Genomic DNA, 13,219 nt, shown 5'->3' with positions numbered 1-13,219 from the left:
GATGAATCGTACGATCAACTTCATGGGGGTGCGCAATATTGCGTTCGCCTTCACTCTGCTGCTGACGGTGCTGGCCCTGGTTAGCCTGTTCACCAAAGGGCTGAACCTGGGGCTGGACTTTACCGGCGGTACGCAAATCGAGCTGAGCTACGAGCAGCCGGCAGACCTCGGTAAGATCCGCGCGCAGCTGGCTGGTGCCGGCTATGCCGATGCCGTGGTGCAGAGCTTTGGTGCCACCACTGATGTGGTGGTGCGTATGCAGGGCAGTGACCCAGACCTGGGTAATAAGGTGGCCACCGCGCTGCGCCAGGCGGGCGAGCAGCTTGAGGTGAAAAAGGTCGAGTTCGTTGGCCCGCAGGTGGGTGAAGAGCTGCGCGACCAGGGCGGGCTGGGTCTGCTGCTGGCGCTGGGTGGGGTGATGCTTTATCTGGCCTTCCGCTTCCAGTGGAAGTTCGGCGTGGGGGCGATTATCTCGCTGATCCACGACGTGATCGTCACGCTCGGCATCCTGTCATTCTTCCAGATCACCTTCGATCTGACCGTGTTGGCGGCATTGCTGGCGATCATCGGTTATTCGCTGAACGACACCATCGTGGTCTTCGACCGGGTGCGTGAGAACTTCCGCGTGCTGCGCAAGGCGACGTTGATCGACAACATCAACATCTCCACCACGCAGACTCTGCTGCGTACGCTGGCGACGTCCATTTCGACGCTGATGGCGATTGCCGCGTTGCTGCTGTTTGCCGGTGACAACCTGTTCGCCTTCTCGGTAGCGCTGTTTGTCGGTGTGGCGGCGGGCACTTACTCGTCGGTCTATATCGCTAACGTGGTGCTGGTGTGGCTCGACCTGACGGTCGATGACCTGATTCCGCCGGTGGTTGAAGAAGAGGTCGATGAGCGCCCCTGAATCTGTGCGTCTTATCGCAAATGCTTGAATGAGCCGGGCTGGTGTTGAACTTGCCCGGTTTTTTTATGCTCAAAGTCTTGAATGAGGCGCTTGAGCGCCGGACGACAGGTTGCGGGAGGCGTGTATGAATAAGTCAATGTTGGTGGGTGCTGTGTTGGGCGCGGTAGGTGTTACGGCCGGTGGCGCTGTGGCTACTTACAATATTGTCAGTGCGCCGAAATACGCTGAAGTACTGGCGGTAAAGCCGGTTAATCAGACGATCAAAACCCCGCGTGAGGTGTGTAAGGATGTAGCTGTCACGCGTCAGGCCCCGGTAAAAGATCAGCACAAGATTGCAGGGACGGCCATTGGTGCTGTGGTTGGCGGTTTGTTGGGTAACCAGGTTGGTGGCGGCAACGGTAAGAAGCTGGCTACGGTCGCAGGTGCAGTGGGTGGTGGTTATGCCGGCAACCAAGTGCAGGGCAGTATGCAGGCTAACGACACCGTTACTACGACTGAGACGCGATGCAGTATGGTTATGGATTCCAGCGAAAAGCTGGTGGGTTATGACGTTAAATATGAGCTGGATGGCAAAGTAAGCCAGGTGCGTATGGCCAAAGATCCGGGTCGGCAAATTCCGGTTCGTGATGGTCAGTTAGTGCTGGTTGACTAATTATTGCGGCAACAAAAAAAGCGCCCTAGGGCGCTTTTTTTGTTGCCGTGCTGTTAGCGCTTCAATGAGGCTGACAGGTGTGGCTGGATAGCGGTCAGGACTGCCTTGAAGCACTTGGTGTTGCCGGCAACGATCTGGCCTTTTTCCAGGAAATCGTGGCCGCCGCTGAAGTCGCTGACCAGGCCGCCTGCTTCCTGAATCAGCAGTGCGCCGGCGGCCATGTCCCATTCCGACAGGCCGAACTCCCAGAATGCATCGAAACGGCCGGCGGCCACGTAGGCCAGGTCCAGGCTGGCTGCGCCAGCGCGGCGGATGCCGGCAGTTTGGCCGACCAGGCTGCGGAACATGCCGATGTAGTTTTCCAGGTTTTCCATCTGGCTGTCGCGGAACGGGAAGCCGGTGCCAAGCAGCGCGCCTTCCAGGCTCTTGCGATTGCCAACGCGCAGGCGGCGGCCGTTGAGGGCAGCGCCACGGCCACGGCTGGCGGTGAACTCTTCCTGGCGTACCGGGTCGATGATCACCGCGTGCTCAAGGCGGCCACGGTATTTGCAGGCGATGCTGACGGCGTAGTGTGGAATACCACGAATAAAGTTGGTGGTGCCGTCCAGTGGATCGATGATCCACAGGTAATCGGCGCCGTCGCCGCTGCCTTCGCTCAGGCCGCTTTCCTCGCCGAGGATACCGTGGTTCGGGAACGCTTTGCGCAGGGCCTGAATGATCAACTGCTCGGCTGAGCGATCAACTTCAGTTACGTAGTCCTTGGCTTCTTTCTCGTCGACCGAGATGACGTCCAAGCGTTCGGTCGAGCGGAAGATCATTTCGCCGGCGCTACGGGCTGCGCGCAGCGCGATATTCAGCATGGGCTGCATGGATGTTCACCTGGGTCGTTAAAGAAAGCCGGCCATTCTAGCAGAAAAGCCCGGCGGTTGAAGTGCAACCTGCGCCTTGCGTGGCGCAAGGCGGGTGGCTTCTGTAAGATTTGTCCCTCTAAGCCTTGTCTGTGAGCGTTTGCGTTGCTGGAAAATATTCGCGTTGTGTTGGTCGGTACCAGTCATCCGGGCAATATCGGTGGCGCGGCGCGGGCCATGAAAAACATGGGTTTGTCGCAGCTGGTGTTGGTTGATCCGCGCGATTTCCCGAGTGAGGAGGCGGTGGCCAGGGCCTCTGGGGCTACTGATATTCTCGATGCGGCGCGGGTGGTTGGCACGCTTGAAGAGGCGTTGGTAGGTTGTCGTCTGGTGCTCGGCACCAGTGCGCGGGATCGGCATATTCCCTGGCCGATGCTGGAGCCGCGTGAGTGTGGTGTTGCTGCGTGCGAGCAGGCGCAGCAAGGCGCGCAGGTTGCCTTGGTGTTTGGTCGTGAGTATGCCGGCCTGACCAATGAGGAGCTGCAACGCTGTCACTTTCATGTGCATATTCCCTCTGATCCGGCGTTCAGTTCGTTGAATCTGGCGGCGGCAGTGCAGGTGCTTGCTTACGAAGTGCGTATTGCCTGGCTGGCCACAGAAGGGCGGCCGGTTAAGCAGGTTGCGGTTGTCGAGCCCGATGAAGAGCCGGTTACGGCGGATGAGCTGGAGTCGTTTTATCGTCATCTGGAGCAAGCGCTGGTTGAGATCAGGTTTCTTGATCCGGCCAAACCGCGGCATCTGATGAGTCGCCTGCGCCGCTTGTATGGGCGCAGTGCGGTGAGCAAGCTGGAAATGAATATCTTGCGCGGTATCTTGACGGAGACCATCAAGGCGGCGCGTGGCGAGCACCCTAGGCAGGAGAAAGCAGATGTTTGAGCGCATGCAAGAGGATATCCAAAGCGTATTCCATCGCGACCCGGCGGCGCGTAATGCCTTTGAGGTGGTCACTTGCTATCCGGGGTTGCATGCGGTCTGGCTGCATCGCCTGGCACATGCGCTGTGGCGCGGTGGTTGGAAGTGGTTGGCGCGCGTGGTGTCGAACTTCGGGCGCTGGATGACCGGCATCGAAATCCATCCTGGCGCGAAGATCGGTCGGCGCTTCTTTATCGATCACGGCATGGGTATCGTGATTGGTGAGACTGCTGAGATCGGCAATGACGTCACCCTTTACCAGGGCGTGACCCTCGGTGGCACCAGCTGGAACAAGGGCAAGCGCCATCCAACGCTGGAAGATGGTGTGGTGGTCGGTGCGGGTGCCAAGGTGCTGGGGCCGTTCACGGTCGGTGCGGGCGCCAAGATCGGCTCCAATGCCGTGGTGACCAAGGAAGTGCCAGCGGGCGCTACGGCGGTCGGGATTCCGGGGCGGATCATCGTCAAAACCGACGATGAGCAGGAAGCCAAGCGCCAGGCGATTGCTGAGAAGCTGGGTTTCGATGCCTACGGCGTGAGTCAGGATATGCCAGATCCGGTAGCGCGGGCCATTGGTCAGTTGCTCGATCACCTGCATGCGGTCGATGGGCGCCTGGAAGGTATGTGCGGTGCGCTCAAATCGCTTGGCAGCGACTATTGCGCCAAGGATTTGCCGCAACTGCGTGACGAGGATTTCGCCGGCGTGGTCAAAGACGCAGACAAGCCTGCGGCTTGATGGTGTGGGTGCGCGCATTTTGCTATGCTGCGTGCCCTCCAATCTGGCTAATCCCGACTAAAGCACTAGGTCTTATAGTTGACTTAAATGCTCGGGAATTGCATACTCGCGGCATATTGCGACTACGCGGTAATCCCTTATGCGACTAACCACCAAAGGCCGTTACGCCGTCACCGCCATGCTTGATCTGGCGCTGCACGCTCAACGTGGGCCGGTGTCTTTGGCTGATATCTCTGAGCGGCAGGGTATTTCCCTTTCCTATCTGGAGCAGCTATTTGCCAAGTTGCGTCGCGGCAATCTGGTCTCCAGCGTACGTGGGCCGGGCGGTGGTTATCAGCTGTCGCGTGACATGCAGGGCATCCAGGTGGCTGAGGTGATCGATGCGGTCAACGAGTCGGTCGATGCCACGCGCTGCCAGGGGCAGGGCGATTGCCACGCGGGAGATACCTGTCTGACCCACCATCTGTGGTGTGACCTCAGCCAGCAGATACACGAATTTCTAAGCGGCATCAGTCTCGCTGACTTGGTGACCCGTCGTGAAGTGCAGGAAGTTGCCCAGCGCCAGGATCAGCGCCGCTGCAATGGCAGGACGCCGTACCTGGATAAGATCGAAACGTCCGCCGTCGATTGAGCGCATAGCGCTGGCTAGCTGGCCTGATACCTGATTAGGAGAGAATTGATGAAGTTGCCGATTTACCTCGATTATTCCGCCACCACGCCGGTTGACCCGCGTGTTGCGCAAAAAATGAGCGAATGCCTGCTTGTCGACGGCAATTTCGGCAATCCGGCTTCGCGCTCCCACGTGTTTGGCTGGAAGGCTGAAGAAGCGGTGGAAAACGCTCGCCGCCAAGTGGCTGAGCTGGTCAATGCTGACCCGCGTGAGATTGTCTGGACCTCCGGTGCTACCGAATCCAACAACCTGGCGATCAAGGGCATCGCAGACTTCTACAAGAGCAAAGGCAAGCACCTGATCACCTCGAAGATCGAGCACAAAGCCGTGCTGGATACCATGCGCCAACTTGAGCGCGAAGGCTTCGAAGTGACCTACATCGAGCCTGGTGAAGACGGCCTGATTACTCCGGCCATGATCGAGGCGGCGCTGCGTGAGGACACCATTCTGGTGTCGGTCATGCACGTGAACAACGAAATCGGCACGATCAACGACATCGCGGCTATCGGTGAACTGACCCGCTCACGCGGCGTGTTCTTGCATGTTGATGCGGCGCAGTCCACCGGCAAGGTGGCGATTGATCTGGAGTCGCTCAAGGTCGATCTGATGTCCTTCTCCGCGCACAAGACCTATGGCCCGAAAGGCGTCGGTGCGTTGTTCGTGCGCCGTAAGCCACGTGTGCGTCTGGAAGCCCAGACCCATGGCGGTGGTCATGAGCGTGGCATGCGTTCCGGCACTCTGGCGACCCACCAATGCGTCGGCATGGGTGAGGCGTTCCGCATTGCCAAGGAAGAAATGACCCAGGAAAACCAGCGCATCCTGGCCCTGCGTGAGCGCTTCTTCAAACAGGTCGATGGTCTGGAAGAGCTGTACATCAATGGCAGCATGGTCGCCCGTGTACCGCACAACCTCAACCTCAGCTTCAACTACGTTGAGGGTGAGTCGCTGATCATGGCGCTCAAGGATCTGGCGGTTTCGTCCGGTTCGGCCTGTACCTCGGCTTCGCTAGAGCCGTCCTATGTATTGCGCGCCCTGGGCCGCAATGACGAACTGGCACACAGCTCCATCCGCTTTACCTTCGGCCGCTTCACCACTGATGAAGAAGTCGATTACGCCGCGCAGAAAGTGTGCGAGGCGGTGACCAAGCTGCGCGAATTGTCGCCGCTGTGGGATATGTACAAAGACGGTGTCGACATCTCCAAGATCGAGTGGGCGGCGCACTAAGTAGTCGCCAAGCAAGAGCGGCTCTCTGATGAGGAAGGAATACCAGCATGGCTTACAGTGAAAAGGTCATTGACCATTACGAAAACCCGCGCAACGTCGGCAAGATGGATGCGGAAGACCCGGACGTCGGCACTGGCATGGTCGGCGCGCCGGCTTGCGGTGACGTGATGCGTCTGCAGATCAAGGTCAACGAGCAGGGCGTGATTGAAGACGCCAAGTTCAAGACCTACGGTTGCGGTTCGGCGATCGCCTCCAGCTCCCTCGCTACCGAGTGGATGAAGGGCAAGACCCTGGACGAAGCAGAAACCATCAAGAACACCCAGCTGGCCGAGGAATTGGCTCTGCCACCGGTGAAAATTCACTGCTCGGTACTCGCCGAAGATGCCATCAAGGCCGCTGTACGCGATTACAAGCAGAAGAAAGGCTTGCTCTAAGGAGGTTGTCGATGGCTATCAGCATGACCGAAGCTGCCGCTCAGCACGTACGTCGCTCGCTTGAAGGGCGCGGCAAGGGCGAAGGTATTCGCCTGGGTGTGCGCACCACGGGCTGTTCCGGCTTGGCCTATGTGCTGGAGTTTGTCGATGAGGCCGCCAGCGAAGATCAGGTGTTCGAGAACCATGGCGTCAAGGTGATCATTGATCCCAAGAGCCTGGTTTACCTCGATGGCACCGAGCTCGACTTCGTCAAGGAAGGGTTGAACGAAGGTTTCAAGTTCAACAACCCGAACGTGCGCGGCGAATGTGGCTGCGGCGAAAGCTTCAATATCTGAGGCGCGTGTGGGCAGTCCTTGTCACTTTGCTTTATTTGACCTGCAGCCAAGCTTCCGCCTGGATCTTGATCAGCTAGCCGTGCGTTATCGCGAGCTGGCGCGCAATGTCCATCCGGACCGCTTTGCCGATGCATCCGCGCGTGATCAGCGCCTGGCTCTCGAGCACTCCGCCAGCCTCAACGAGGCTTACAGCACGCTCAAGAGTGCGCCGCAGCGTGCCCGCTATTTGCTGGCGTTACGCGGTCCCGAGCTGCCGCTGGAAGTGACGGTGCAGGATCCGGATTTCCTGCTGCAGCAAATGCAGCTGCGCGAAGAGCTGGAGGATCTGCACGACAGTGCAGACCTGGCGGGTGTGGCGCAGTTCAAGCGGCGTTTGAAGGTGGCTCAGGATGAGCTCAACGAAAGTTTTGCCGTTTGTTGGGATGATGCCTCGCGACGCGAAGAGGCCGAGCGCCTGATGCGTCGCATGCAGTTTCTCGACAAGCTCTCTCACGAGGTCCGCCAGCTGGAAGAGCGCCTCGACGATTAACGCTGGGGCGCCTGTTGCGGCGCGCCTGATACTAAGCACTGATTAACCATGGCCTTACTGCAGATCGCTGAGCCCGGACAAAGCCCCCAGCCACACCAGCGTCGACTGGCGGTGGGGATTGATCTGGGCACCACCAATTCGCTGGTCGCCGCCGTGCGGAGCGGCCTCTCCGCACCGCTGGCCGATGCGTTCGGGCAGGTTATTCTGCCGTCCGCTGTGCGCTATCACGCCGACCGTGTTGAGGTGGGTGAGGTCGCCAAGGCGGCCGCATCGGGCGATCCGCTGAATACTGTGCTGTCGGTCAAGCGCCTGATGGGGCGCGGTTTGGCCGACGTCAAGCAGCTCGGTGAGCAGCTGCCATACCGCTTTGTCGGTGGCGAATCGCATATGCCGTTTATCGAAACGGTGCAGGGTCCGAAAAGCCCGGTCGAGGTCTCTGCCGATATCCTCAAGGTGCTGCGTCAGCGTGCCGAAGCGACCCTCGGGGGTGAGCTGGTGGGTGCGGTCATCACCGTGCCAGCTTACTTCGACGATTCGCAGCGCCAGGCCACCAAGGATGCTGCGCGCCTGGCCGGGCTGAATGTGCTGCGTCTGCTCAATGAGCCGACCGCCGCCGCCGTGGCCTATGGCCTGGATCAGCACGCCGAGGGTGTGGTCGCCATTTATGACCTGGGCGGCGGCACCTTCGATATTTCCGTGCTGCGCCTGACCGGCGGTGTGTTTGAGGTGTTGGCCACTGGCGGCGACAGCGCGCTGGGTGGTGATGACTTCGACCACGCGATTGCCGGCTGGATTGTGCAGCAGGCCGGGATTTCCTCTGATCTAGATCCAGCTCAGCAGCGTCTGTTGCTGGAAGCCGCCTGTGCCGCCAAAGAAGCGCTGACCGAGAGTGCCAGTGCGCCGCTCAGTTATGCCGGCTGGGCAGGGCAATTGAGTCGTGAGCAGTTCGATGCGCTTATCGAACCGATGCTGGCGCGCAGCCTCAAGGCCTGTCGCCGTGCGGTGCGTGATGCCGGCATTGAGCTGGATGAGGTTGAGGCCGTGGTTATGGTTGGCGGTTCCACCCGTGTGCCGCGCGTGCGCCAGGCGGTCGCCGAGTTGTTCGCCCGTGAGCCGTTGACCGATATCGATCCGGATCAGGTGGTGGCCATCGGTGCGGCGATCCAGGCCGATGCCCTGGCGGGTAACAAGCGCGGCGATGGCGAAGAGTTGTTGCTGCTGGATGTGATTCCCCTGTCGCTCGGCCTGGAAACCATGGGTGGGCTGATGGAGAAGGTAATCCCGCGCAACACCACCATTCCCGTGGCGCGCGCCCAGGACTTCACCACCTATAAAGATGGCCAGACGGCCATGATGGTGCATGTGCTGCAGGGCGAGCGCGAGCTGATCAGCGATTGTCGTTCTCTTGCGCGTTTTGAATTGCGCGGTATTCCGCCGATGGTCGCCGGCGCGGCGAAGATTCGCGTGACCTTCCAGGTCGATGCCGACGGTTTGCTCAGCGTCGCAGCACGCGAGCTGGCGTCTGGTGTCGAGGCGAGTATCCAGGTCAAGCCGTCCTATGGGCTGACCGATGGCGAAATCGCCCGCATGCTGCAGGATTCGTTCAAGAACGCCGGCGACGACAAGGTTGCCCGTGTGCTGCGTGAGCAACAGGTCGACGCTCAGCGTTTGCTGGAAGCAGTCGAAGCCGCGTTGCTGGCCGATGGCGAGCGCTTGCTGGATGCCGATGAGCGCCTGGCCATCGATGCGCAGATAGAGCAGTTGCGTGACTTGATGGCCGGCAATGATGGCCTGGCGATTGAGCAGCAAACCAAACGTTTGACCCAGGTGACTGATGCTTTTGCTGCGCGTCGTCTGGATGCCACGGTCAAGGCCGCACTGGCCGGTCGTAGTCTTGATGAGATTGAGGAATAAGCATGCCGCAGATCATTTTTCTGCCTCACGCTGTGCTGTGTCCGGAGGGGCTGGTGGTCGAGGTTGCGCCGGGTACTTCGGTGCTTGAGGTGGCGCATGAGCACCATATCGAGATCGAAAGTGCCTGCGGCGGTGTCTGCGCCTGCACCACCTGTCACTGCATCATTCGTGAGGGATTCGACTCACTGGCTGAGGCCGATGAGCTGGAAGAGGACATGCTCGACAAGGCCTGGGGGTTGGAGGCGCAATCGCGGTTGTCCTGCCAGGCTATTGTGGGTAATGAAGACCTGACCGTGGAAATTCCCAAGTACTCGCTCAACCACGCCGCCGAAGCGCCGCACTGATTCCGGGAGCTGTTATGAGTCTGAAGTGGGCTGATGTGCTGGAAATCGCCATTCAGTTGGCTGAGTCCAAGCCTGAGGTAGATCCTCGCTACGTGAACTTTGTCGATCTGCATAAGTGGATTCTGGCGTTGCCGGAGTTCAGTGACGATCCGCAGCGCGGCGGTGAGAAGGTGCTTGAGGCCATTCAGGCGGCCTGGATCGAAGAGGCGGATTAGTCAGCCTTTTGGCCTGGCCTACGCATTTAACCGGAACCCGCGTATAATTCGCGGGTTTAATTTTTCGCTTTAATCACTGTTTCTGGAGTTTCACATGGCTGTTCAACGCACTTTCTCCATCATCAAGCCTGATGCCGTTGCCAAGAATGTAATTGGCGAGATCACCAGCCGCTTCGAAAAAGCTGGCCTGCGCGTCGTTGCTTCGAAAATGGTTCAACTGTCCGAGCGCGAGGCTGCTGGCTTTTACGCTGAGCACAGCGAGCGCGGTTTCTTCAAGGATCTGGTTGCGTTCATGACCTCCGGTCCGGTTATTGTTCAGGTTCTGGAAGGCGAAAACGCTGTTCTGGCTAACCGTGATCTGATGGGCGCTACCAACCCTAAAGAAGCTGCTGCCGGCACCATTCGTGCTGATTTCGCGGTTTCCATCGACGAAAACGCTGTTCACGGTTCCGATTCGGAAGCCTCTGCTGCCCGTGAAATCGCTTACTTCTTCGCTTCCACCGAAGTTTGCGCACGTATTCGCTAAGCGAATCGGGTGAGGGTGAAGCCATGACTGAAGCTACCGGTAAAATCAATCTGCTGGGTCTGACCCAGGCAGAGATGGAGCAATTCTTCGAAAGCATCGGGGAAAAGCGTTTCCGTGCCGGTCAGATGATGAAATGGATTCACCACTTTGGCGTCGATGATTTTGATGCCATGAGTAATGTCAGCAAGGTCTTGCGCGAAAAGCTCAAGGCCTGTGCTGAAATCCGCGGCCCGGAAGTGGTCAGCGAAGATATTTCCACTGATGGCACGCGCAAGTGGGTAGTGCGGGTGGCGTCAGGCAGTTGTGTTGAAACCGTGTATATCCCCCAGGGCACGCGTGGCACCTTGTGTGTGTCGTCGCAGGCCGGCTGTGCGCTGGATTGCAGTTTCTGCTCGACTGGCAAGCAAGGTTTCAACAGCGATCTCAGCGCCGCCGAAGTGATCGGCCAGGTGTGGATCGCCAACAAGTCGTTCGGTAGCGTGCCGGCGAAGGTCGACCGTGCCATCACCAACGTGGTGATGATGGGTATGGGCGAGCCGCTGCTGAATTTCGACAACGTGGTCGCCGCCATGAAAATCATGATGGACGACCTCGGCTATGGCATCTCCAAGCGCAAGGTGACGTTGTCGACCTCGGGCGTGGTGCCGATGATCGACAAGCTTGGCGAAGTGATCGATGTATCCCTGGCTTTGTCGTTGCATGCGCCGAACGATGCGCTGCGCAACCAGTTGGTGCCGATCAACAAGAAGTACCCGCTGGAAATGCTACTGGCGGCCTGTAAGCGTTATGTCTCGCGCCTTGGTGAGAAACGTGTGCTTACAATCGAATACACCCTGCTCAAGGATGTAAACGATAAGACCGAGCACGCTGAGGAAATGATCGCACTTCTCAAAGATGTGCCTTGCAAGATCAACCTGATTCCGTTTAATCCCTTCCCCCACTCGGGGTACGAGCGGCCAAGCAACAATGCGATTCGCCGTTTTCAAGACCTGCTGCACAAAGCCGGGCACAATGTCACCGTACGCACCACCCGCGGTGAGGACATTGACGCGGCGTGTGGTCAGCTGGTTGGCCAGGTTATGGACCGTACCCGCCGTAGTGAGCGCTATATTGCTGTGCGTGAGTTGAGTAGCGAGGCCGAAACGCCGAGTTCCGCCGCCAATCGAACCTGAGGGGAGGATATCCATGACCTTGCGTCCCGCGTTATTGCTGTTGGCCGCCAGTCTGTTAGCCGGTTGCGTTACCACCGGTAATGTCGATCCGATGAAAACCGGTAAGGGCCGCGACGAAGCGCGCGATGCTTATGTCCAGCTGGGTATTGGCTATCTGCAACAGGGGGCTACTGAGCGTGCCAAGGTGCCACTGAAAAAGGCTTTGGAGCTTGACTCTTCGAATGCCGATGCACATGCGGCTCTGGCCTTGGTGTTCCAGATTGAGATGGAGCCAAAGTTGGCTGATGAGCACTTTCGTAAGGCTATTTCGCAGCGCAGTGGCGATGCGCGGTTGTTGAACAACTATGGCGGTTTCCTGTTTGAGCAGCAGCGTTATCCGGAAGCCTTTGAGCGCTACACCCAGGCGGCTCAGGACACGCTTTACCCAGAACGGTCACGGGTTTTTGAAAACCTCGGGCTGACCTCGTTGCAGCTCAAGCAGCGTGAGCAGGCCAAAGCCTATTTCGAGCGCTCTCTACGGTTGAATAGCCGCCGTCCTCGCGCCCTGATGGAAATGGCGCAGATGTCTTATGAGGACAAGCAGTATGTTCCGGCACGTAGCTACTACGAAAGCTATATAGCCCTAGCCAATCATGATGCCCGCAGCCTGCTGCTAGGCGTGCGTTTGGCGAAGATCTTCGAGGAGCGCGACAATGCCGCGAGCCTCGGTTTGCAGTTGAAGCGACTTTATCCGGGCACGCCGGAATATCAGCAATACCTGTCGGAGCAATGATGAAAGCGGTGCATTCAGAAGTGCTAGCTGTTCCCCGCATCAATCCGGGTGAGACTTTGCGCAAGGCTCGTGAGGGCCGCGGTTGGACCATTGCCGAAGTAGCCGCGCAGTTGAATCTGACGCCGCAGCGTTTGAGCCAGGTCGAGCAGGGGGCCTTCGACAAGCTGCCAGGGCATACCTTTGCTCGCGGCTATGTGCGCGCTTATGCCAAGTTGCTGGAAGTGGATCAGAACCGTCTGGTGCTGGAATTTGATCAGTTTACCGGCAGCGACGCCGCCGGCAGCAGTGTGCACAGTTTGGGGCGTATCGAGGAGCCGGTAAGCTACTCGCAGCGCATTTTGCGGATGGTAAGTTTTGTCTTGTTGCTGGCGCTGGCCGGGTTTAGTTTTTTCTGGTGGCAGGAGCAGGCGGAGCGTCGGGCCGGCGACCTCGCTTCAACCAGCCTCGAGCATGTTGAAGTCGATGGCGCCGACGGCACCACGCAGATTCACCCGCTGGATGAGCCGGAAGATCAGGCGGTGGAAGCTGCCCAGCTGGATACGGAAGCCGCATTGCCGCTGTTGCCAGAGGCTACAGCCGTGACCTCGCAACCCGAACAGTTGCAAGCTCTTGTTGAAACGGCAAGTGTGCCGGTCGCGCCCGCTACTCCGGCGAATGCCGTGCCCGTTGTCGCTGAGGCTGTAAGCGCAACGCCAGTTGCAACCGCGCCCGTGCAGGCCGCTGCCGGCGAGGCGCTGGTCAGTCTGACCTTTATTGCCGATTGCTGGACGCAACTAACCGATGCCAATGGCAAGGTGTTGTTCAGCGCGCTCAAGCGCAAAGGCGATAGCCTGCAGTTGGTCGGTAAGGCTCCGCTGGAACTGCGCCTGGGCTATGCCCGCGGTGTGCAGGTCAGTCTCAATGGCAATCCGGTCGATGTGGCGCCCTTTATCTCCGGTGAGACCGCGCGTCTGAAGTTGGGTGGGCAGTAAC

General features: G+C 59.0%; 17 protein-coding genes. 16 read left to right on the top strand and 1 reads right to left on the bottom strand.

Annotation, left to right across the window (positions count from 1 at the left end):
- Position 1: 1 nt before the first annotated feature.
- Together secF and Q8M42_RS14135 are read left to right on the top strand one after the other, a co-directional pair.
- A complete protein-coding gene (gene secF, locus Q8M42_RS14140) occupies positions 2-907 on the top strand; it encodes a protein translocase subunit SecF (protein ID WP_304864672.1) in 906 nt (301 codons plus the stop codon).
- A 124-nt stretch (positions 908-1,031) separates the two neighbouring features.
- Positions 1,032-1,559 carry a glycine zipper 2TM domain-containing protein gene (locus Q8M42_RS14135; RefSeq protein WP_304864670.1) on the top strand — a complete coding sequence of 176 codons (528 nt, stop codon included), beginning with the start codon at positions 1,032-1,034 and terminating at the stop codon, positions 1,557-1,559.
- Positions 1,560-1,612: 53 nt separating this feature from the next.
- Here Q8M42_RS14135 and suhB read toward each other — a convergent pair whose 3' ends face one another.
- Positions 1,613-2,428: an inositol-phosphate phosphatase gene (gene suhB, locus Q8M42_RS14130; RefSeq protein ID WP_304864668.1), complete on the bottom strand. Its 816-nt coding sequence runs from the start codon at positions 2,426-2,428 to the stop codon at positions 1,613-1,615.
- A gap of 144 nt (positions 2,429-2,572) precedes the next feature.
- On the opposite strand from suhB, the gene trmJ reads away from it, so the two are divergent.
- The 14 genes from trmJ (at position 2,573) to Q8M42_RS14060 (ending at position 13,218) form a co-directional block, all read left to right on the top strand.
- Positions 2,573-3,343 carry a tRNA (cytosine(32)/uridine(32)-2'-O)-methyltransferase TrmJ gene (gene trmJ, locus Q8M42_RS14125; protein ID WP_304864666.1) on the top strand — a complete coding sequence of 257 codons (771 nt, stop codon included), beginning with the start codon at positions 2,573-2,575 and terminating at the stop codon, positions 3,341-3,343.
- Positions 3,336-4,112 carry a serine O-acetyltransferase gene (gene cysE / locus Q8M42_RS14120; RefSeq protein ID WP_304864664.1) on the top strand — a complete coding sequence of 259 codons (777 nt, stop codon included), beginning with the start codon at positions 3,336-3,338 and terminating at the stop codon, positions 4,110-4,112. Before trmJ ends, cysE begins: the two co-directional genes overlap by 8 nt.
- 139 nt (positions 4,113-4,251) lie before the next feature.
- Positions 4,252-4,743, top strand: a complete 492-nt coding sequence (iscR, locus tag Q8M42_RS14115; protein ID WP_090248642.1) for a Fe-S cluster assembly transcriptional regulator IscR — start codon at positions 4,252-4,254, stop codon at positions 4,741-4,743.
- 48 nt (positions 4,744-4,791) lie between these two features.
- Positions 4,792-6,006: an IscS subfamily cysteine desulfurase gene (locus Q8M42_RS14110; RefSeq protein WP_304864662.1), complete on the top strand. Its 1,215-nt coding sequence runs from the start codon at positions 4,792-4,794 to the stop codon at positions 6,004-6,006.
- 47 nt (positions 6,007-6,053) lie between these two features.
- On the top strand, positions 6,054-6,440 hold the full coding sequence (iscU, locus tag Q8M42_RS14105; RefSeq protein ID WP_040261926.1) for a Fe-S cluster assembly scaffold IscU: 387 nt from the start codon (positions 6,054-6,056) through the stop codon (positions 6,438-6,440).
- An 11-nt stretch (positions 6,441-6,451) separates the two neighbouring features.
- Entirely contained in the window at positions 6,452-6,775 is a 324-nt protein-coding gene (gene iscA, locus Q8M42_RS14100) for an iron-sulfur cluster assembly protein IscA (protein ID WP_090248639.1), read from the top strand.
- A 7-nt stretch (positions 6,776-6,782) separates the two neighbouring features.
- The gene (gene hscB, locus Q8M42_RS14095) at positions 6,783-7,304 is read left to right on the top strand and encodes a co-chaperone HscB (RefSeq protein ID WP_304864651.1); all 522 of its coding nucleotides are present in this window, start codon (positions 6,783-6,785) and stop codon (positions 7,302-7,304) included.
- 48 nt (positions 7,305-7,352) lie between these two features.
- On the top strand, positions 7,353-9,218 hold the full coding sequence (gene hscA / locus Q8M42_RS14090; protein ID WP_304864648.1) for a Fe-S protein assembly chaperone HscA: 1,866 nt from the start codon (positions 7,353-7,355) through the stop codon (positions 9,216-9,218).
- A 2-nt stretch (positions 9,219-9,220) separates the two neighbouring features.
- A complete protein-coding gene (gene fdx / locus Q8M42_RS14085; protein ID WP_304864647.1) occupies positions 9,221-9,562 on the top strand; it encodes an ISC system 2Fe-2S type ferredoxin in 342 nt (113 codons plus the stop codon).
- A 14-nt stretch (positions 9,563-9,576) separates the two neighbouring features.
- The gene (iscX, locus tag Q8M42_RS14080) at positions 9,577-9,777 is read left to right on the top strand and encodes a Fe-S cluster assembly protein IscX (RefSeq protein WP_304864644.1); all 201 of its coding nucleotides are present in this window, start codon (positions 9,577-9,579) and stop codon (positions 9,775-9,777) included.
- A 94-nt stretch (positions 9,778-9,871) separates the two neighbouring features.
- Positions 9,872-10,303, top strand: a complete 432-nt coding sequence (gene ndk / locus Q8M42_RS14075; RefSeq protein WP_275961023.1) for a nucleoside-diphosphate kinase — start codon at positions 9,872-9,874, stop codon at positions 10,301-10,303.
- 23 nt (positions 10,304-10,326) lie between these two features.
- Positions 10,327-11,475 (top strand): 23S rRNA (adenine(2503)-C(2))-methyltransferase RlmN, encoded by a 1,149-nt coding sequence (gene rlmN / locus Q8M42_RS14070; RefSeq protein ID WP_304864642.1) that lies wholly within the window; start codon positions 10,327-10,329, stop codon positions 11,473-11,475.
- Between the two features lie 13 nt (positions 11,476-11,488).
- Positions 11,489-12,247 (top strand): type IV pilus biogenesis/stability protein PilW, encoded by a 759-nt coding sequence (gene pilW, locus Q8M42_RS14065; protein ID WP_304864639.1) that lies wholly within the window; start codon positions 11,489-11,491, stop codon positions 12,245-12,247.
- The gene (locus Q8M42_RS14060; RefSeq protein WP_304864636.1) at positions 12,247-13,218 is read left to right on the top strand and encodes a RodZ family helix-turn-helix domain-containing protein; all 972 of its coding nucleotides are present in this window, start codon (positions 12,247-12,249) and stop codon (positions 13,216-13,218) included. Before pilW ends, Q8M42_RS14060 begins: the two co-directional genes overlap by 1 nt.
- Position 13,219 lies beyond the last annotated feature (1 nt).

It is taken from the genome of Pseudomonas sp., assembly GCF_030684895.1.
Taxonomy (GTDB): domain Bacteria; phylum Pseudomonadota; class Gammaproteobacteria; order Pseudomonadales; family Pseudomonadaceae; genus Aquipseudomonas.
The sequence above is the reverse complement of the archived record's forward strand: the minus strand, read 5'-3'. Positions and strand labels throughout refer to the sequence as shown.